15 protein-coding genes are annotated in these 20061 nt (G+C 52.4%); 4 read left to right on the top strand and 11 right to left on the bottom strand.

The features are described from left to right. Positions 1-509: 509 nt before the first annotated feature. Entirely contained in the window at positions 510-2012 is a 1503-nt protein-coding gene (gene proP, locus C813_RS44050; protein WP_017459524.1) for a glycine betaine/L-proline transporter ProP, read from the top strand. 35 nt (positions 2013-2047) lie between these two features. Here the strand turns inward: proP and C813_RS44045 are convergent, their stop codons facing one another. From C813_RS44045 to C813_RS44025, 4 genes are all read right to left on the bottom strand, one after another. Then, positions 2048-3001: a nickel/cobalt transporter gene (locus C813_RS44045; RefSeq protein WP_017459525.1), complete on the bottom strand. Its 954-nt coding sequence runs from the start codon at positions 2999-3001 to the stop codon at positions 2048-2050. A gap of 77 nt (positions 3002-3078) precedes the next feature. Then, positions 3079-3690, bottom strand: coding sequence for a DUF2238 domain-containing protein (locus C813_RS44040; protein WP_017459526.1), 612 nt, complete (start codon positions 3688-3690; stop codon positions 3079-3081). A 762-nt stretch (positions 3691-4452) separates the two neighbouring features. Next, positions 4453-5588 (bottom strand): IS3 family transposase gene (locus C813_RS44035; protein ID WP_202969604.1). Its coding sequence is split into 2 segments (ribosomal slippage): positions 4453-5342 and positions 5342-5588, totalling 1137 coding nucleotides; the frame shifts between segments, so codons are not numbered across the junction. Positions 5589-5665: 77 nt separating this feature from the next. Next, the gene (locus tag C813_RS44025; protein ID WP_017460104.1) at positions 5666-5962 is read right to left on the bottom strand and encodes an ArsR/SmtB family transcription factor; all 297 of its coding nucleotides are present in this window, start codon (positions 5960-5962) and stop codon (positions 5666-5668) included. A 290-nt stretch (positions 5963-6252) separates the two neighbouring features. Between C813_RS44025 and C813_RS44020 the strand changes: the two genes are divergently transcribed. From C813_RS44020 to C813_RS44010, 3 genes are all read left to right on the top strand, one after another. After that, positions 6253-8925, top strand: a complete 2673-nt coding sequence (locus tag C813_RS44020) for a TrlF family AAA-like ATPase (protein WP_017460105.1) — start codon at positions 6253-6255, stop codon at positions 8923-8925. A gap of 248 nt (positions 8926-9173) precedes the next feature. Beyond that, positions 9174-9977 carry a hypothetical protein gene (locus tag C813_RS44015; protein WP_017460106.1) on the top strand — a complete coding sequence of 268 codons (804 nt, stop codon included), beginning with the start codon at positions 9174-9176 and terminating at the stop codon, positions 9975-9977. A gap of 157 nt (positions 9978-10134) precedes the next feature. After that, positions 10135-10407, top strand: coding sequence for a hypothetical protein (locus tag C813_RS44010; RefSeq protein ID WP_017460107.1), 273 nt, complete (start codon positions 10135-10137; stop codon positions 10405-10407). Between the two features lie 307 nt (positions 10408-10714). Here the strand turns inward: C813_RS44010 and C813_RS44005 are convergent, their stop codons facing one another. From C813_RS44005 to C813_RS46640, 7 genes are read right to left on the bottom strand one after another with little or no spacing between them, the layout of a single operon-like run. Further along, on the bottom strand, positions 10715-13741 hold the full coding sequence (locus tag C813_RS44005; RefSeq protein WP_017460108.1) for a type I restriction endonuclease subunit R: 3027 nt from the start codon (positions 13739-13741) through the stop codon (positions 10715-10717). Continuing rightward, positions 13738-14328 (bottom strand): retron system putative HNH endonuclease, encoded by a 591-nt coding sequence (locus C813_RS44000; RefSeq protein WP_202969605.1) that lies wholly within the window; start codon positions 14326-14328, stop codon positions 13738-13740. Before C813_RS44000 ends, C813_RS44005 begins: the two co-directional genes overlap by 4 nt. A gap of 36 nt (positions 14329-14364) precedes the next feature. After that, the gene (locus tag C813_RS43995; RefSeq protein WP_017460110.1) at positions 14365-15783 is read right to left on the bottom strand and encodes an AAA family ATPase; all 1419 of its coding nucleotides are present in this window, start codon (positions 15781-15783) and stop codon (positions 14365-14367) included. Further along, the gene (locus C813_RS43990; protein ID WP_017460111.1) at positions 15780-17060 is read right to left on the bottom strand and encodes a restriction endonuclease subunit S; all 1281 of its coding nucleotides are present in this window, start codon (positions 17058-17060) and stop codon (positions 15780-15782) included. The genes C813_RS43995 and C813_RS43990 overlap by 4 nt, the downstream gene beginning before the upstream one ends. Beyond that, positions 17057-19183: a type I restriction-modification system subunit M gene (locus C813_RS43985; protein WP_017460112.1), complete on the bottom strand. Its 2127-nt coding sequence runs from the start codon at positions 19181-19183 to the stop codon at positions 17057-17059. The genes C813_RS43990 and C813_RS43985 overlap by 4 nt, the downstream gene beginning before the upstream one ends. Continuing rightward, on the bottom strand, positions 19180-19851 hold the full coding sequence (locus C813_RS43980; protein WP_017460113.1) for an AlbA family DNA-binding domain-containing protein: 672 nt from the start codon (positions 19849-19851) through the stop codon (positions 19180-19182). Before C813_RS43980 ends, C813_RS43985 begins: the two co-directional genes overlap by 4 nt. Next, the gene (locus C813_RS46640) at positions 19808-20023 is read right to left on the bottom strand and encodes a helix-turn-helix domain-containing protein (protein ID WP_071957288.1); all 216 of its coding nucleotides are present in this window, start codon (positions 20021-20023) and stop codon (positions 19808-19810) included. The genes C813_RS43980 and C813_RS46640 overlap by 44 nt, the downstream gene beginning before the upstream one ends. Positions 20024-20061 lie beyond the last annotated feature (38 nt).

Below are 20061 nucleotides of genomic sequence, written 5' to 3'. Positions count from 1 at the left end.
GCCATTCTGCGGGTTTATGTCGTTATCATCCGATCAATGGAATATCTATTCAATAAGAATGAAACAATGTTTTAGTTACGCCGATCACATATTTTGCGTAAAGATAATCTGAGGTTCGTTTATTTATTTTTGCTGTAAATGAGTTGTGAAGAAATATATGGAGAAGATGTCAAGGAAGGTAATAATCACGACGGTGATTACCGGCGTATTTTTAGCCTGTAATGCATTAGATGTTTCTTATTCCAGAAGAGAGAAAAAGCGTTAAAACTGTGAGGAGGATTATTGCGTGGTAAAACTATGTGAATTTGATCACATTTTTAAACCCTGTTAGGGTAAAAAGGTCATCCACTGCCCAGCAGGCGTCAACAGGTTCGGTTGTACAGGCTTTAAACAGTCCGTGTAAGTAAACCTGCTACGCTTGAACAGGAAGGCTGAAAAGCCAGTTAAAACGCCCGGCAGGGAGAGTTCGCCGGGCGGTTCAGGGCGAAAGTCTAAAGAGGAATAGATGCATGCTAAAAAGGAAAAAAATTAAACCCATCACCTTGCGTGATGTGACCATTATCGATGATGGCAAATTGCGTAAAGCGATTACCGCCGCATCGTTGGGTAACGCCATGGAGTGGTTCGATTTTGGCGTTTACGGCTTTGTGGCCTACGCCCTTGGTAAGGTGTTCTTCCCCGATGCAAACCCCAGCGTGCAGATGATTGCCGCGCTCGGGACCTTCTCGGTTCCGTTCCTGATTCGTCCGTTAGGCGGCCTGTTCTTCGGCATGTTGGGCGATAAATACGGCCGACAAAAAATCCTCGCGATAACGATAGTGATCATGTCCGTCAGTACCTTCTGTATTGGTCTGATTCCATCGTATGCCACCATTGGTATCTGGGCACCGATTTTACTGCTGCTGTGTAAGATGGCGCAGGGCTTCTCGGTGGGCGGCGAATATACCGGCGCATCGATCTTTGTCGCCGAATACTCGCCGGACCGAAAACGCGGCTTTATGGGTAGCTGGCTGGACTTCGGTTCCATCGCCGGTTTTGTACTCGGCGCGGGCGTAGTCGTTCTGCTTTCTACCATTGTCGGTGAGGATAACTTCCTCGACTGGGGCTGGCGTATCCCGTTCTTCCTGGCGCTGCCGCTGGGGTTAATTGGTCTCTATCTGCGCCATGCGCTGGAAGAGACCCCGGCATTCCAGCAGCACGTCGACAAACTGGAGCAGGGCGATCGCCAGGGATTGCAGGATGGGCCGAAAGTCTCGTTTAAAGAGATTGCAACTAAACACTGGCGCAGCCTGCTGGCCTGTATTGGTCTGGTGATTTCCACCAACGTGACCTACTACATGCTGCTGACCTACATGCCAAGCTACCTGTCGCATAACCTGCACTATTCCGAAGACCACGGCGTGCTGATCATCATTGCCATCATGATTGGTATGTTGTTTGTGCAGCCAGTAATGGGGCTGTTGAGCGACCGCTTCGGCCGCCGTCCGTTTGTCATTCTCGGCAGCATTGCGCTGTTTGTACTGGCGATCCCGGCCTTCATTATGATTAACAGCAACGTTATTGGCCTGATTTTCGCGGGCCTGCTGATGCTGGCGGTGGTGCTGAACTGCTTTACCGGCGTAATGGCCTCGACGCTGCCTGCGATGTTCCCGACGCATATTCGTTACAGTGCGCTGGCGAGCGCGTTTAACATCTCTATCCTGATTGCCGGTCTGACGCCGACGCTGGCAGCCTGGCTGGTGGAAAGCTCAGCCAACCTGCTGATGCCTGCCTATTACTTGATGGTGGTTGCGGTGGTTGGCCTGATTACTGGCCTGACGATGAAAGAGACGGCTAACCTACCGCTGAAAGGGGCGACCCCGGCGGCGTCGGATCTGCAGGAAGCGCGGGAAATCTTGCAGGAACATCACGATAATATTGAGCAGAAAATCGAAGATATCGATGAAGAGATCGCGCAGTTGCAGGAAAAACGTGCGCGCCTGGTGCAGCAACATCCAAAAATAAACGAGTAATACCCATCCCGGATGGCATCGCCATCCGGGCTTTTTTAACATCCCGCCGCTATATAATCCCCGTTCGCACTCACCGGAATGACCGTTAAAAACAGCACCAGCGCGAACAGCATCAGCGCCACGCCACCGGCGATTTTCAACAGCGGAACGAATCTGTGTAACGTGCTTGCCTCACCGCCAAAAAACGCCGCTGTGCTGTTACGCGCATAACGCACCGCCAGCGACAAGCCGGCGATCGACAGTGCCGTGCCGACCGCCATGGTCATCACCGCCGCAATACCCCAACTCACGATGCCCAGTGCGTTGGCGAAGAGCAAAATCATGATTGCGCCGCTGCATGGCCGTACACCGATAGCGAGGATCACGCCGAGACGCGTTTTCCAGTCACCTTGTGTGCTAGCGCCAACGCCGTGGTGGCCGCAGCCACACAGATCATCGTGCTGATGGGCGGGCGTAAGCGAGTGGATGGTCAGTTTGCGCGGCTTCAGGCTTTTCAGCGCGTTCCAGACAACAAACGCCCCAAAACCACCAATCATCACTGCGCTTATTTTCTCAACGTACCAGCGGCTTTCACTGAGGTCGCCTGCGGCAAGGTTGAAACCGACCGCCAGAATAAAGACGAACAGAATAGCGCTTACGCCTTGCATCAGGCTGCCCAGCACGGGAATGACACGCGTCGCTATCTGGCTTTCGTTGTTGGTGCTAAGCCAGGTGGTAACAATAAACTTGCCGTGGCCGGGGCCAATAGCGTGCAGCACGCCATAAAAGAAAGCGCCGGTCAGCAGCCATAAACCGCCGCTGTACTGGTGGTTATTCAGTTGCAGCAAATACATCACCAGATAGCGGTGCAGGGTGATTTGTGTCGCCAGGCACCATTGCAAAAAGGCCGCCCAGTGCGCATGTAAAACGAAGGCAGCAGCCAGCACCACCGCCAGCAGGGCAACGGCGGCGGGCAAGCGCCAGTCACGGGTAAGAAGTTGCGTGGTCATAAGTGTGTGGGCGTTGGGGGTATCCCCGGAGTATAGGCGGCGAAGCACGTTGGCTCCAGTCTTCGCCGCGATTTGTCTTACACGTTGAGCTGACGTTTGTGCCAGCGCCCCAGAACCAGTACTGTAGTCAGCGCGCCAAGCAGGGCGCAGAACATATCCGACTGGGTATCCCACGGATCGCCCTGGGTGCCGAGAAACTCATCCGCACCCTGGCCCATCGCCAGCGCTGCCCACCACTCAATGAGTTCGTAGGTGGCGCTAATCGCCAGCGCAATGCAGCAGACGATAAAGTCGAGCATCTTCCCGCCCCGCACATACTGCCCGCGCAGCAATATTTCTCTGGCCGCAAGTGCGGGCACCAGCCCCTGAAAGAAGTGGCCGAGTTTGTCATAGGGATTACGGCTTAGCCCAAAGAGCTGTTGCACATCAAAGCCGATCGGCACTTTCGCGTAGGTATACATGCCGCCGACCATCAGAATGATGGCGTGGAAAAAGATCAGCACATACAGCAGCGATGTCAGCGGATAACGGCGCCAGGTCACGAGCAACAATGGCACGACAATCATTACTGGCACCACTTCCATCAGCCAGGTCACCCGGTCTTTGGCAAACCAGCCGGTATAAATCAGGATCAGTAACAGCACCAATGCCGCTGTATATAGCGAAGTACGATTTACGCTTTTAACCATTTGAATGTCCGTTTCGGCAAAAGAGACACTATCGGCGTGATGGCGTGGAAAAACAAGGTGCTGCGATTTTCCGCGAAATGCAGGTCAGGGAGAGGACGTATGGGCCAGGCGTATGTATCCCCAAAAGCAAAAACCCAGCTATAGGCTGGGTTCTCTGAATTAGTGGTGTCCGGACCTGGACTAACGCCGTCAGGCGTTGAACAGCGCGCCTGTCGCGCTGGCCCCGAAGGGGAGAGCCGCTTGCGGCGAATAATCGAACGTAGTTCGATGGAGAATCCTTCTCTCCAAAAGCAAAAACCCGCCTTTTGGGCGGGTTTTCTGAATAAGTGGTGCCCGGACCCGGACTAACGCCGTCAGGCGTTGAACAGCGCGCCTGTCGCGCTGGCCCCGAAGGGGTGAGCCGCTTGCGGCGAATAATCGAACGCAGTTCGATGAAGGAGCCGGGAGCAGAAAAGCAAAAACCCAGCCATAGGCTGGGTTCTCTGAATAAGTGGTGCCCGGACTCGGGAGCATTCAGTTATCTATTAAATTGAAATGAATCATAAAACTATTATTCCCAGCCAGTCAAGACCCGTGGTTTGACCCGCGTTTTCATTCGCAGTAAAAATGATGGAATAATTATAAATAATGCAGGTAATGGGGAGGTTAAAAGGCAGGAAAGCTGAATGATTCATGGTATGCCTGGAAAGCTGAGCCTTTGCGTGCCACTCAGCAAACTTCCTTGTTCTGGACTGACCCCACAACAGTAGACATTTCCTGTCCTCACGACGAGGCCTGTTCAAAGGCCTCCGGACTGACGCCGCCGAGATGGCTGTGGCGCCGGGCCCGGTTGTAGAACACTTCAATGTAATCGAAGATATCGGCCCGGGCCAGATCCCGGGTTTTATAGATGCGCTTTCTGATCCGTTCTTTTTTCAGCGAACTGAAGAACGACTCCGCTACCGCATTATCCCAGCAGTTGCCACGCCGGCTCATGCTCGGGGCCAGGTTATTGGCCCGGCAGAAGCGCTGCCAGTCGTCGCTGCCGTACTGGCTGCCCTGATCGCTGTGTACGATAACCTCGCCGTCCGGTTTTCGTCGCCACACGGCCATCATGAGCGCATCCAGCGCCAGTTCGCGTGAGAGAGTGGGTTTCATCGACCAGCCCACCACGTTACGGGCGAAGAGATCGATAACCACCGCCAGATATAACCAGCCCTGCCAGGTGCGGATATAGGTAATGTCGGTTACCCAGACCTGATTGGCCCGGACAACGGTAAACTGCCGCTGCACACGATTAGGCGCAACCACTGAAGGTCTGCCGGCGATACGACGCGGAGCTTTATAGCCGCGCACGGCTTTAATCCGGTTCAGTTGCATAATACGGCCCACCCGATTTTTACCGCAGATTTCCCCGATTTCGTTCAGGTCGCCATGAACCCGGCGGTAACCGTATACGCCTCCGCTCAGTGAATAGGAGTCACGGATAAGCGTCAGCAGACGCTGGTTATCTTTATCCCGCGCGGAGACCGGGTTATGCAGCCACGCATAAAACCCGGCCCGGGCAACGCACAACACCCGACACATCGTCATGACACCCCATACAGTGCGGTGCTCATTGATAAAGCGGTACTTCAGTCGGGCTCCCTTGCAAAGTACCGCGCGGCCTTTTTCAGTATGTCCCGTTCTTCCTCAGTGCGCTTCAGTTGGGCCCTGAGCTTCAGGATCTCGCTTTTCGCTTCCAGTAAATCACGGGCATGCTGCTCGCTGTTATCGGGTTTAATAGCCCGTAACCACTTATAGAGACTGTGTGCTGAAACGCCCAGCCGGTCAGAAACTTCGGCGACGGAATAACCGCGTTCCGTTATCTGACGGACGGCTTCTTCCTTAAATTCAGGTGTAAATCGTGGTGTGCCCATACGCTCCTCCTATGCTCAAACTATAGGGCAGGATCGTCTACCGGGGCGGGGTCAGTCCAACTATAGGGCAGGATCGTCTACCGGGGCGGGGTCAGTCCACAGCACTCTTCAATTAAGAACGAGATGAGTTCTTCAAGTTTTTCATAGTGGGAATGGCAGAAAAGGGTTCTACCTTGCCTTTCTTGCTTAATCAGGCCGACGGACATCAGCGATGACAGATGATGACTTAGCGTAGATGCGGGAATCTCAATTCTCTTTTGAAGGTCACCTACAGACATCCCTGTTGGCCCCGCTTTGACCAGATCTTTATAGATTACCAGCCGAGTCTGATGCCCCAATTCTTTTAGTGCAGATGCAGCCGATGCGATATCCATCATATTCCTCAATAAACATTTCTATAATTTTAGAATAATGGAAATTAAAACATCTATCAATACACGTTTCTTTTGCATATTTTGCAAAAGAAGATATAAACAATACATACCTATTTATGTCATAAAGGCATTATTGAGTTTATTGTCGTTTAAGCATCTAATTATTGCGGTTTTAACAGTAATAATCCCTGCGAGTTAAACCTGCTTCAAACTGACGTGGAAAGTACCTGGCGGGGACATATATCCACAATATTATGAAAGATGAGTACTCTTAAAAAAGGATCATCCGGGTGAAAGGTTCACATTGGAATAAATGGGATTTACACATCCACAGTCCGATGACGTGGCTGGCAAATAATTATAACGCTCAGGATATTGAAGGCTTCGTCCGTAAACTCGGAGAGCAGCAGTTATCCCTTGTCGCCGTAACCAACTATTTTTACTTCAGACAGAACGAACTAGAAACTATCAGAAATGAAATCGCCAGACAGGGACTTGCGATCACGGTTCTCGGGAACGTTGAATTTCGGCTTGATCAGCAGAACAAAAACGGCGAATTCATCAACATACATATTCTCTTTTCAGAAAAGCTGAGCACCGAACGTATCAACGAAGCCCTTTCCCGCCTCCCAATACGCCTCACTGATGGCGACGGAAAAAATGTGTACTGTTGTGAGAAAAGCGTCAGAGAAAGCGATCATGGAGTAGATACCATTACTGTCTCATTATCCGGACTCACTAACCACCTAAATTCTGAACTACGACCTTTTCAAGATTACCTTATCGCCGTTTGCCCCAATGGTTACGGAGGGTATCGTCCAGGAGCTACCGGACGTTCTGCTGCAGCGGCAACCGAGATAGACCGTCAGGGCCAGATAATCTTCGGGGGTGTTGATGACCGCACGTTTTTCCTAAGCACAGAACGCTATCCCGGAGCGACGATCAAACCAGTTTTTCTTTGCTCAGATGCGCACAGCCCAGAACAGATTGGCGGGCGATATACATGGGTCAAGGCGCTTCCCACCTTTGAGGGATTAAGGCAAGCCATGCTCGAGCCCGAATGTCGTCTTGCGTTAGACCAAACCTCGCCCGCCCAGCGGCTACCAAAAGTGCATTTCAGCCGCCTTGAAGTGGGTGGCCCAATTTTCCACGGCCAGAGTATTTGCTTCAGGAAATTATCCATCCCCCTTAACCCGGACATGGTAGCCATTATTGGTGGTCGGGGAACAGGGAAAAGTCTCCTTCTGGATGCGATTCGCTCACAGTTTGCCGGAGCTGCCAGCCGCGGCAGTGAAATACGTGACGTTAATGTACAGCACCTCATTGTGGAACTTGATAAGGCCAACGGAGAAAAAGTACTTTTTGAAAGTCGGAGCGAAGGGTACGAATATCTCCATGTATCTCAGGGTGAGATCAAGCTGCTCTGTCAGCAACCAGGCTTGATCAGCGATGAAATCAAAAAAATGTTACGTCTTTCAATAGAGGATATCCCGGAATCACTCAGGGAGGCACTGGCGGATAACCTGAGCGACTATCGTGCATTTCGTGAATACCACAGCTTTCGTGATGAACAACGGCAGGCCATCAACACGGAGAGTTATCATGTTGGCGTAATAAAAGCCGCTCAGGATAAAATCAACACACTGACCAGCGAAAAAAATAAGCGCCTGATCGAACAATTTCAGATTAACAGCTCTCGCAGTACGGTCCTGGCAAAGTCGCTGACCAGCACAAGCCTTCTGCTTCGTGAGACAGTTGAAGCAGAGGCCAGTCTGAATATGCGCATCCAAGAAGTTAATGATGCTGGCACGGAGGCTGTTCCCATTCCGCCGCTTGATCTAACTTCCCACAAAGCCTGTGTGTCAGCCCATATCACCGCGCTGGAGAAGCAACAGGTACAGCTCGAAGAAGAAAATAAAAGAATCGTTATTGCCTTCCGGGAGCAGGGTATTGAACAGGATATTTCCGGTGTGCTAGAGAAAATTCGCGGTTACCAAGAACAGATCCAGCATGCCACCCTCCGTCAGGGAGAGATTCAGCAGCGCGTCGTGCAGGCAAAAATCGGAACAGAACAACGGGCCACGCTGGCGACTGATTTTGTACACCATCTGCTGGGTAAAAAAGAGAAAATCGACAACACCTTTGCATCTCTGACGGAAAAGCCGCATCTGACCACTGACCAGCGAGAGCTGATCCGTGAAATACTCATGGATATCCGTATCTTCGGGCAACCTCATTTTGATATCCCCGCGTTTTACAGTGGAATACTTGAGCGTGTTAACAGGGGAAAGTTTCGCGTTTCAGGCGAATTATCTACCGAGGAAAGACTACGGACGGTATTTGGTGTGCACAGTATCGAGGATTTTTTGGCTCTTATAGCTGGTCAGAAAACGATCTCCCTTCCTGAGATGCCGGGCGAAAAAATCTCCATTGAAACATTTGTATGGAAAAGTGAATATTTTAACTCCCAAGGGCCTTTTGCACTGCTTGCCTTTCTTTTCAGCCCAGAAAGTATTTCACGTTATCTGACAGTAAGGGCAGAATTTGAATATAAAGGGAAAACAGTTGAAAAACTTTCCGCCGGGCAACGGGGAACGTTTTACGTATGCCTCAAGCTAGCCACTGATGCCTTTGGTTCCCCCTTCGTGTTCGATCAACCAGAAGACGATCTTGATAACGACTTCATTATGCACAATCTGGTACCTTTATTCCGCAAGATCAAACAATACCGCCAAGTAATCATCGTTACCCATAATGCCAATTTGGTTGTCAACTGCGATGCTGAGCAGGTGCTTATCGCCAACAATACGGATGAAATGATCAGTTATCGTTGCGGGGCCCTAGAATATGGCGATCACGGTGAAGAAAACAGTATGCGAAAAGCAATATGCGATGTACTTGAAGGTGGGCGTACTGCCTTTGAAGCACGCGAGCAAAAATATGGTATGCTCCTGATAGGCTAAAGAATTATCAAGTCGACAAGGTGAAATTAAAGAAGATATGGCCGCAAATTTACAGGCCATATCTTTTTTATGATAGCCTGAAGCGAACCTTTAAATCAGAACACCATTGCTACCATCTCCCCAAGACTGTCAGCCCTTTTCATCCCTAAGGAGGAATGAAGTGTCAGAATCTGGTTGAACCAGAATGGCACCCTATACCAAGGTACTCATTCGGAATCGTGGCTGATCCCTAAAGGTAAATAATAATAATGACTACAGAAAAACATGGGTCGACACTAGCGTACTGGTTCCGCTGTACCTGGGAAATTGCACTGACAGCAGTCGTCAGTGCAATAGTAACTTGCCTATTTATACTGGTGGCCGTTCTTGTTTTCAGGATGAAAGAAACCGGCAGCGCCGTAGACTGGCTATCGGCAATCCTGAACTTGGCTACTGTATTGACCGCAATTGCGGCATTTGTTGTAGCACGGAGTTGGCTTCCCCAACTCACCACCCAGGAGGGGTACAAGCTTGCCATCAGCCTTGTGAATGACGAGATTCGAACTCTTGATCGCAGCAATCCATTGAAAGACGATGTCAATAAGGCTGTGCAGGCCGTAAAAAATCTTGGAAATAGAAGGACTATCCTTAACACAGAACCTGAAATTACAAAACTCCGAAGTATCATAACATCCGCCGAAAAACGACGGAAAAAAATGCGGGATCTGAGAAAAAAAATGGAAACATATGGTCTTGAACCCGCAACTGACCGAGCCGCTGCACTTGAAAAGATGTTATCCGCACTTGGTAAATGCATTGATCGGGCGAATACTGCACAAGTGCTGCTGACGGTGTTGAGTCTAAAAGGCTCAATAACCGAGCCATCTCAAGAACTTATAAATTCTGATCGATTCTCAATGATTGAACGCTTGAATAATGGGGAGGACTGGGAAACTCTGACTATGGAGAATCTTTCGGAACTGGACAAAGCATGGTGGGACATGACTCGTGAACAAGAAGAGTTTCTCGGGAAAAACAGCCAGATTGGTAAGCTCTTTAAGGTACGCCGGTAAGTCCGAAGAGGGTTATGTGCAGAAGATACGGGTGAGGATTACGTTCCAACAAATCGTCGAAGAAAGCTGGACTATTTTGCTTAAATAGAGCTCAACAATTTGCCTGATTTGTGTATTTTTAGTAGATTGTTAATTAAACAAAAGAGGGGGCGTTGCCATGAGTGAGAACGGTTTCAATAAAGATGACCTGAGCAGCACCTTTGCGCGCTTCACCACAAAACGCCGTAATATCGTTAGTGATGAGTCCAAGTTAAAGCGGAAAAAACCTGAGCCAATTGCACTATCCAGCGCAACCAATGCATGTGGAACCGCCGTACTGGATGGTATAGCAAATATTCTGACCGTAACTCCCGAACGTAAAAAACGAAATGAAGAATGGGGAGCACGTTGGGAAGAAGAAAGGACTGAATGGTGTGGTTTGACAAAATAGTTATAAACAAAAACAGTTAAAAATCGATTATTTTATCTACTTCACCACTTAAAATAACAAAATAGTTTTAAATTAATATCCCAAAGTGGAGTTTACTAATACGGGAAAAGAAACACAATAATTCTAAACTTTTCCTATTTCTTGTGTTTGTGCTATTCGATAACCCATGGTTCTGTATCCGCGCAGCCGTTTATCCCACATTCGAAGCAAGGCTGGATGCCCGAGGTTATGAGCACTGTCGCGGGCAAGCGACCAACTGTCCGGAAATTCCTGAATGCTGGACCCCAGCGGAACGAAACCATGCCCATTACGGCCCCGCCTTCTTCGCAGCAGAAAGCCGCTCGTAGACTTGACTACCAAGCCATTTCGATACCAGCTCCTGCATCTCCGGCTTGCCCATGTAGTCGGTGAACAGCTCCTCGTTCAATTCAATGCGCTCGATGAAGAGGGACTCTAGCACTTGCCTGAAAACCAGTTGGAACTTGTCGAGGGAGTTAACCTCGGCCGCCTTCTGCAGAGCTTCGCTTCGGCTGGCCGCCTCGGAGATCTGATCGAAGAACAGTTGATCTGCTTCGTTCAGTTCGCCCCCAAAACGTTGATTGATGATATCGATGAGGCGCGACAGCGAAACATGTTCCTCGCGCAACATTCCAGACCCAACCTCACGCGGGCCATCCAGCGGTTTGGCATAGCCCTCATTGAGGCTGATCGAGCCTTCGCTGATCTTCTGCAACCGGTAATAATCGAGCTCAATCTCCTCATCAAATTGATATCCCGGTCCACTCTTGCGCTTAGGCAGCTTCAGCGCGAGGTGCCGCAGGTACGTAAAGAGTTTTTCTAAATCGCTGTCTTGATAGGGGATCACCTGACTCAAGAAACTGTAGAGATTACGAAAGGCTTGTAGTTTGCCGCGCCAAAGCTCGGCTTCCGCCTCCTCCGTGTTCTGCAACTGCACGAAGCGCGCGACTGCCTGATCGATAATCGCGTTCATCGCCTTGTGGTCGCCGGGACTTTGGCGGCGCTTTGGCGCGAAGAACACGCGTGCGAACTCGGCCACCTCGGTCTGCAGGTACACGCCAGACGCATCAAGCTCGGCTTTGACCTCGTAGAGCTTGTCGGGATCGACTTTCTCACCCATGACTGAGCCATCGTAGTACTGGCGGAAAGCCTCCTGGATCTCGCCGGGCTCATTGACGAAGTCGAGCACGAAAGTGTCGTCCTTAAGCGGATGGGTACGGTTCAAGCGCGACAGAGTCTGCACCGCCTGAATGCCCTCTAGGCGCTTGTCCACATACATCGTGTGCAACAACGGCTGATCGAAGCCGGTCTGGTATTTTTCGGCCACCAGCAGAACGCGGAAATCCGGCTTAGTGAAGGTGTCGGGCAGCTCTTTCTCTTTTAGGCCGTCATTCATCTCAACCTCTGTGTACGACTTCTCCGGGATCTTGTCGTCTTCCACGCTGCCCGAGAACGCCACTAGGCTCTTGAGAGGATAGCTCTTCTCCTGGATGTAGCGGTCGAACTCCTGCTTATAGCGCACGGCCTCCAGCCTTGACCCGGTCACTACCATCGCCTTGGCATGCCCGCCAATCTTGTGTCGAGTGAAGTGCTGAAAGTGTTCGACCATCACCTCAGTTTTCTGGCCGATGTTGTGCGGATGGAGGCGCATGAAGCGGGCTAGTGCCTTAGCGGCTTTCTTGCGTTCGACATTGGGGTCTTCCTCGGCCTTCTTGATCAGCTTGTAGTAGGTCTTGTAGGTAACGTAACTCTTGAGAACGTCCTCGATGAAGCCCTCCTCGATAGCCTGGCGCATGGTGTAACGATGGAATGGCTCACCGTTGCGGCCGAAAATCGCCAGCGTCTTGTGCTTGGGCGTGGCGGTGAAGGCGAAGAAGCTCATGTTCGGTTGATGGCCCCTCTTGGCCATGGAGCGGAACAGTCGCTCCAGTTCGACTTCGCCTTCCTCCTCCGCCATTTCTTGTGCCTTGCGGCGCAGCTCGGCACCGCCCAGTACGCCCTTGAGCTCGGTTGCTGTCTCGCCCGACTGCGAGCTGTGCGCCTCGTCGATGATCACCGCGTAGTTACGTGTGGGCAGATGGCTCTTTCTGCCTTCGCCGCGCTCCTCGCTCAACTTGGACAGCTGCCCAGACACGAATGGAAATTTCTGCAGCGTGGTGATGATAATCGGCACGCCATCTTCAAGAGCCTCTGCGAGCTGGCGCGAATCCTCGTCGATATTCAGTACCACACCTTGGCGGTGGTCAAACTGGTAGATGGTGTTCTGCAACTGACGGTCGAGCACCACACGGTCGGTGATGACGACCACACTGTCGAACAGCCGCTCGTCGCGCTCGTTGTGCAAGCTAGAAAGGCGATGCGCCAGCCAGGCAATGGTGTTGCTCTTACCGCTGCCGGCCGAGTGCTCGACTAGGTAATTATGTCCAACCCCCTCGGTAGCTGCAGCCGAAACCATCTCGCGCACCGCTTGCAACTGGTGATAGCGCGGAAAGATCAGGTTTTCCTTGCGTACCTTTTTGCCATCGTCTGTGGTTTTTTCTTCAATATTCAGGTGCAAAAAACGGGCAAGTAGATCAAGCAAACTGTCGCGCTGTAGAACCTCTTCCCACAAATACGCTGTTTTGTAGTTGCGATCGTCCCGGTCGGGCGGGTTGCCCGCACCGCCACGAAAACCCCGATTGAACGGCAGGAAATAGGTGGAGGCCCCGGCCAAGCGAGTGGTCATGTACGCCTCCTCAGTGTCCACCGCGAAATGCACCAAGGTGCGCTTAGTGAACACGAAGATCGGTTCGCGTGGGTCGCGGTCATGGCGATACTGGTGGATGGCATTGGCCGCAGTCTGGCCACTTAAGGGGTTTTTGAGTTCCAGCGTCACCACCGGAATGCCGTTGACCGACAGCACCATGTCCAGCGACTTTTCAGACTTCGGGCTGAAATGCAATTGGCGGGTCAGCCCCAGCCGATTGGCCTGGTAGCGCGCTTCCAGCTCCGGATTCAGGCCGTGGGCCGGGCGGAAGAAGGCAATTCGCAGCGTCTTGCCAAAACACTTGAAGCCGTGGCGCAGCGTGGCTAGGGCGCCATGAGTATCCAGCCATTTACAAAGTGACTCCAGCACGCGCGCACCGGTTTGTTCGCCATGCAAGGCCTCCAGCTTTTCCCACACCTTGGTTTGGGTAGCACGGATGAAGGCCAGCGCCTCATCGGGGAAGATCGCTCGCTCGCGGTCAAAGCCTTTGGCGTCGACCCGTTTGTAGCCGTCATCCAGCAAGACCGCATCGATAGCGGTTTCGAAGGCGGCTTCACTGGTGCGTTTCATTTGGTGGCCCTCGACATTCTCTTTTCTAACCAAAACACCATCACTTGCGCAAACTCTGGAAGCTCTCCAGTTTGGGTTCCATCCCATTTCTTGAGTTCTTGCGCAACGTTCAAGTTACCCTTCCCAAGTCGCTGCTTGAACGCATCTAGCACTGCCTTACGGTTGTTTGCCAGACGTGACCAATTGAGGTTGAGTACATTGTTCAATGCTGCATCTATCGTTGCATCATCGGACTTGATTTGGCCATCCCCAAGGAATTTAATCTTTCGCTCAATGGGATGCGCGGGGTCACTCACGCTGAAGCAAAGGACAGAATTACCCTTGCGGGTGTCGCAATGTTGATCCTTTGCAGCGCGCCCCTTGCCCCCAAGACAAGCACCTAGCAGGTTACTAAAGTCCAATTGACGTGCGGGAAACCCAGTCTGGCTCTGCCAGTGCTCAATTTTCATTTCATCTTCATTGGCACGGATTCTGGACTGGCAGTAGCAGCACAGGCCGCGCTGCTCCGCCACCAATGTTTGCCGCAAGGCGGCTTTGTCACCGTAGTTGTCGTAATCGGCATGTGGCTTCAGGCGATGCTGGGTCAAGCTGCCGGGCTCCTGCCCCTTCTGTATGGTCCGCATCTACTCGTCGCCCTCCAGAAAGCGGATCAGCGAACTGGCCCGGGTTAACTCGGGTTCATCCTCGCCGAGCTGGTGTTCAAGAGCCGCAATGCTGGAGCGAGCTTCGTCGAAACGCTCCTGGTCGATCAGTTCGAAGAGGCTCTTTAGCTCACCCTCCACCTGCCGGTTTCGCACCGGCGCACCCATGAACTCCTGAAGGATGCGGTTGGCATCCATGCCATAGGCCTCAGTGGGAATGGTAACACTCACTTTGCCATCCACAATTTCGAGGAAACGTACGCATCTTGCTGGCACCTCGCCCAACACTAGTGGCGAATGAGTGGTCACAACAAACTGGCAAGCCTTGAAGGTGTCGCGCAGACGTTGCAGCACCTCGCGTTGCCACTTCGGATGCAGGTGCAGCTCGATCTCGTCGATCAGCACCAGCGCCTCACCCTCGGCTATTGGGTTTTTGAGATTAGGATTGGCGACAGCAAGACGGCGGGTTAGGTCAAAAACCAAAGCAATCAATCCCCGCTCGCCGTCGGATAATTGCTCCAAAAATAACTGCTTTCCCACTTTTTTGTCGTTGATCTGCTCAGCTATCGTCGCGTCTTTCATAACAGAGTAACGAGGTGGGTTTTCTTCATGAAACCAAAATTCTTTGATCTGGGGCATTAGGCTGGAAATAGCTTCCTGAAGCAGCTTCATAATCCGTTCCCCATACTGCACAGTTTCTTTGCGAAGCACGCGGGTCGAGAATATAGCACGTTGCCACTTGGCAAATTCGTTCAGCGATATCTCAAGTTGCGTCAACGATTTTGAGAATGCCGCCCCCTGCTTGAAAGGCAATGTGCCTTGAAGTTTTGTCGGAAGCCTTGAAAGCAAGCGGTGTGTTGAGTAGTAGACAACAAGTGGTTGTGTCGGGCTGCTTTTTAGGTAGCGCTTCAGCCTTGCCTCTGTTTCATGAGTGTCGGTAAAAAGCCAGTTCAGACGCTTCTCAAAATTTCCTTCCAGTCGCTTATCTATCCAAGTGATCTCATTTTTTAAGTTTTTGTAATCAGGCGTCCCCTTTTCCAGACGAGCCAAATCCTTCTTCATCTTGGCTTGCTTATGCCCAAGCGCCAGCTTTTCACCCTTATCAAGGCTTTCCTTGGATAGGAAGGTGATCAACTGCGCTGCACCCAAGCCACTGCTTTCCATTTCAATGATGCAGGTGTACTTGCCTTGCTGTATGTCGGCATCAAGTATCGGTAGTGCTTTCTCTCGCGAAACCGTAAATTCTGGCAAGGAATGGGAATACGTTATGGCTATAGCCTGCAGGATGGTTGATTTGCCTACGCCGTTGATACCGGCAATCACGGTCAGCCGCTCGTCAAAATTGATATCCAGCCGATCAAACCCTCGGAAGCTGGTCAGTCCTAAACTTTTCAATTTCATGAAGCCATATCCTCAAGCGGAATCTGTCCGGTGACGGCGGCGGTAATCAGCGCGGCGCGACGCTCCTTCAACAGATTGATGGAGCTTCGTATGTGTTCGCGAACAGGGGTCGATATCTCGGCGTCTCGTTCGAGGAAAGTGACGATCTTCTTTTGCTCGGCCATTGGCGGCAGAGGGATGTGAATCTCCCCGTATCGCGTTGGGCTCAGATTGGCTTGGCCGATCGCCGGAATTGCGTTCTTTCGAGCAAACTCCAGAAACAATGACGAATTCAGCAGCGCGACCAGGTATTGTGGCGTCGCACGATGATTCGTACGAATACGAACAAGATAGGAAGCGAAGGTCAAGGGCTCGTCCGGGTCGAAATCCACAAGCCCGACCTTCGCGATCTGATCAAGACTGTTCGTTCGGTTAAAGAGCAGATCGTTTCGCCGGAGCAGCAAGTGGCTGTCGACCTCGGTAATCATGCCGGACTTTGAAACATCAACCCGACCATCGACAATGCAGCTCATACGAAGAACTGTAATATCTCCTTCGTCCCTGATGCTATCCGACAGCCCATAGTCCGATGAAGCCCAAGTGCGCTTCAACTGGCAGGTATCCCAGTGCGCAGGAATCTCGTCTAGCCACTCCAAACCGGAAGGCTTGAATACGACATTGGAATCGAGGCCGCGGGTGACGACGCGACTGATAAGGGCTGCCTGCTTTTCTTCCAGCAGCGCCAGTATGCGTTCCTTCTCGGCGATCAACCCATCGATTCGGGCGGTTTCGCGGTCAAGGTAGTCGGCGATGAGGCGCTGAATATCTTGGCTCGGGCAAGGCAGGTGATGCTGGCGCAGAACGTCGGGCGACACTCGCTTGAGGCCACCTGCACCTGTCATTGATGCCTCGCCGTCCTGTTTGAAAATCGAAGACTGGAAGTAGTAGAAAAGGAACCTACGCTCAGCCGCAGTCGGGCGAATCACGAACAGTTCCGAACTACCAAATCCTTTGCCGCCTACCAGGGCGTCGGCAATTGCAATATTGCCGTTCTCGAAGCATGGCGTGACTTTTGCCAGCACGATGTCGCCGTCCTCGAAGGCGGTATAGGACGAAGCGAGTTTCGAGAACTTGTCTGTATTCGGAATGAAGTACCCGCGCTTCACTCTGTCCATGGGCAGGAAGGTGAGATCGTCATCCTGATCAAATCCATCGAAGGCAATCGATGGATTCAACTCACACACATAACGAAGCGGGATGGTCGTCCAGCCCTGAGGCAGTGCATGGGCAGTACTCACTTTGTCACCTCGTGCAACAAATCCAGAATCCGCTGCTCCACGCCTGCCAGTTCCGCATCGATCACCTCCAACGGCCGCGGCGGCTGATACTTAAAGAACACGCGGTTGAAATTGATTTCGTAACCGACCTTGCCAATGCCGCCATCCTGCTCATCCAGCGTTTCGCGGTCGATCCAGGCATCGAGCACATAGGGCCGCACCTCGCGCAGCACGTAGTTGACGATGTCCTCCTTCAGCGGGATGTTCTCGGTATCCTTGAGAGTCGGGTCGGGTTCGTATTCCACCAAGGCTTTGTCCTCGGTGTGCAGCCCGAGCAGCGCATATAGCTCGCCAGAAGTCATCGTCGGCAGCGACTGGTGCGGGAACAACTCCGAACAGATGGTAACGTCGCTCTTTTTGTGGCGCTTGGCAATCACTGGCGCGGCTTCGGGATCCACCACGGTGAAGCAGTCGCGGAAGATTTTCTTTTGCGCCGAACCCTTAGCGCCCTTGGCCCAGCCTTCGACGTCGTTGGGCTGGTCTTTGAAAACCTGCTGCACGGTTTCCCAAGTGTCGTTCCAGTCCAATAGCGGTTCGCTGCCGAGTGTGTCCTGCACTGCTTGCAGGGCGTCGTACAATTCGGGGCAAGTGTTGAGGAAGCGCTCTCGTGCTTCGTCGGTGATCTGGAAGCGCAGTCGCAACGGGCGAAGCACGGTGATGCGGCGGTAGCCGAAGTCGGTGTTGTCGAACACGCGGCTGGTCTTGCTGTTCTCCATGGCGCCGTGTTCGCGGGTGACGGTATCTAGCGCGACCTGGTCGAGGTAACGGCGCTTATCGCCCAGGCTGCGCTTCATCGGCGTGTAGCGCTCGCGGGCGTCGATGAGCTGGATCTTGCCCTTGCGGTGCTCTGCTTTGCGGTTGGTGACCACCCAGATAAAGGTGCCGATGCCGGTGTTGTAGAACATCTGCTCGGGCAAAGCGATGATCGCTTCGAGCTGATCGCGCTCGATGATCCAGCGGCGGATGTCGCTTTCGCCACTGCCGGCGGCGCCGGTAAACAGGGGCGAGCCGTTGAACACGACGGCCATGCGCGAGCCTGGCTTATCGCGGTCACCGGCCTTGTAGTCCTGAAACTTGCTCATCATGTAGAGCAGGAACAACAGGGCGCCGTCGTTTATGCGTGGCAGCTTGCCACTGTAGCCACGGAAATTGGGCCATAGGTCGATGATCTTCTTCTCGGCTTTCCAGTCCACGCCGAAGGGCGGGTTGGCCAGCAGGTAGTCGAAGCGATGATCGGGAAACGGGTCATCGGTGAGGGTGTTACCCAGCACTACCTGGCCATCCTTGTGGCCCTTGATCAAGAGGTCGGAGGCGGCCACTGCGTAAGAGCGTGGGTTATAGTCCTGCCCAAAAACCTTGACCGTGGCTTGATCGTTGTGGGCGCGGATCCAATTCTGCGCCTCGGCCAGCATGCCGCCGGTGCCGCAAGCGGGGTCGCAGATGGTGACAATGACGCCTGCCTGAGTGAGCACGCTGGTGTCGGGTTCCAGCAGCAGGTTAACCATTAGCTGAATAACTTCACGCGGGGTGAAGTGATCACCGGCCGTCTCGTTGGCAGCTTCGTTAAAGCGCCTGATCAGGTCCTCAAACACCAAACCCATGGTGATGTTGTCGACCTTACGCGGGTGCAGGTCGATTTCGGCGAACTGGGAGACTACCTGGTACAGGCGGTTGGACTCTTCAAGCTTCTCGATTTCCTTGTCAAATTCGAAGCGTTCGAAAATCTTGCGGATATTTTCAGAAAAGCCCGCGATGTAGTCGGCCAGGTGCCGACCGATGTTGTCCGGATCGCCCTTGAGCTTGTAGAAGTCGAGCTGGCTGTGGTTGTGGAATCCCAGCAGCGTGCCGTCTTCATCTTTGGCCAAGTTATTGAGGATGGCGTCTATGTTGGCAATGCCCTTGCTGCTCAACACGGCGTGACGCTTGAGCACGGCTTCCTTGCTGGAAGCCAGAACGGCATCAAAGCGGCGCAATACTGTGAGTGGCAGCATCACGCGCTCGTATTGCGGTGGGCGGTAGGGTCCGCGCAGCAGATCGGCGACAGACCAAATGAAGTTGGCAAGTTGTTGGAAATTGGCACTCATGGATGCGTCCTGGAGTTCGATGGATTCTGTTTTGCCGCTATCGACCGTCCATTACAGACGGTGGTCGATATAAGACTTTGATTTATTTGGCCTGCATAGGCGTATCGCCCAGATACAATCGCTCGGCTATCGCCGATGATGACATTCACGTCACTGCGCGGGATCTGCAAAGTGGTCTGCGTTTCCCAAGGAAGTGCGGCACGCTCACTGGCCAGCTGCATAACGTCATCGCCAGTGACGGGCTTGTTTTGGTATGCCACGCGTAGGAAGTACCAACCATCGGTGGTGGGCGCGACAGCAAGGGCGCGCGAAATGCGTAATTCGATGTCGTGGCCGCCATTCGGGGCGGTCACGACATCAGGCAATACGGATACATTAACGGTACGATCGGCCAATTTGCGTCGCACTGTATCTAGCAGGTCTGACGGGATGTGTTGGTCGGCCCGTGGTGTGCTTTGACCATCCACAATACCAAAAAGCAGGCGACCGCCGGTTGCATTGGCAAAAGTAATGCAATCCTTGGCGATTTCATTCCAGTCTGTTTTCTTGCCAGTCACTGCCCGCAATGACTTCTGGTCTAGGAGCTGTCCTTCTAGGCTCACGCGATAGCTTCCCCTGCTGAATTCATTTTTGTTTACTCCTGTCTTTAGTGTCTTCAGTATCTTCATCGGCACCGCCAGCGCGCACCCACTCGTCAACCTCGGAGAGCTGGAATTTCCACAACCGCCCAATCTTGTGCACAGGTAAACCTTTGCGCTCGCGCCAGCGATACAGGGTGTCTTTCACCACGCCTAGATGCCGAGCAACATCGATTGCAGTGACCCAGGGTTCAGAATTCATAGCATTGACGCTACAGAAGGATCAAAGTCGTTTTAAAT

Origin of the sequence: Kosakonia sacchari SP1 (assembly GCF_000300455.3) — a bacterium.
GTDB classification, from domain to species: domain Bacteria; phylum Pseudomonadota; class Gammaproteobacteria; order Enterobacterales; family Enterobacteriaceae; genus Kosakonia; species Kosakonia sacchari.
The sequence above is the reverse complement of the archived record's forward strand: the minus strand, read 5'-3'. Positions and strand labels throughout refer to the sequence as shown.

Excerpts from the sequence above, each read along its gene's own strand:
- proP (WP_017459524.1), top strand. The coding sequence starts at position 510 with ATGCTAAAAAGGAAAAAAATTAAACCCATCACCTTGCGTGATGTGACC.
- C813_RS44045 (WP_017459525.1), bottom strand. The coding sequence starts at position 3,001 with ATGACCACGCAACTTCTTACCCGTGACTGGCGCTTGCCCGCCGCCGTT.
- C813_RS44040 (WP_017459526.1), bottom strand. The coding sequence starts at position 3,690 with ATGGTTAAAAGCGTAAATCGTACTTCGCTATATACAGCGGCATTGGTG.
- C813_RS44025 (WP_017460104.1), bottom strand. The coding sequence starts at position 5,962 with ATGGATATCGCATCGGCTGCATCTGCACTAAAAGAATTGGGGCATCAG.
- C813_RS44015 (WP_017460106.1), top strand. The coding sequence starts at position 9,174 with ATGACTACAGAAAAACATGGGTCGACACTAGCGTACTGGTTCCGCTGT.
- C813_RS44010 (WP_017460107.1), top strand. The coding sequence starts at position 10,135 with ATGAGTGAGAACGGTTTCAATAAAGATGACCTGAGCAGCACCTTTGCG.
- C813_RS44005 (WP_017460108.1), bottom strand. The coding sequence starts at position 13,741 with ATGAAACGCACCAGTGAAGCCGCCTTCGAAACCGCTATCGATGCGGTC.
- C813_RS43995 (WP_017460110.1), bottom strand. The coding sequence starts at position 15,783 with ATGAAATTGAAAAGTTTAGGACTGACCAGCTTCCGAGGGTTTGATCGG.
- C813_RS43985 (WP_017460112.1), bottom strand. The coding sequence starts at position 19,183 with ATGAGTGCCAATTTCCAACAACTTGCCAACTTCATTTGGTCTGTCGCC.
- C813_RS43980 (WP_017460113.1), bottom strand. The coding sequence starts at position 19,851 with ATGAAGATACTGAAGACACTAAAGACAGGAGTAAACAAAAATGAATTC.
- C813_RS46640 (WP_071957288.1), bottom strand. The coding sequence starts at position 20,023 with ATGAATTCTGAACCCTGGGTCACTGCAATCGATGTTGCTCGGCATCTA.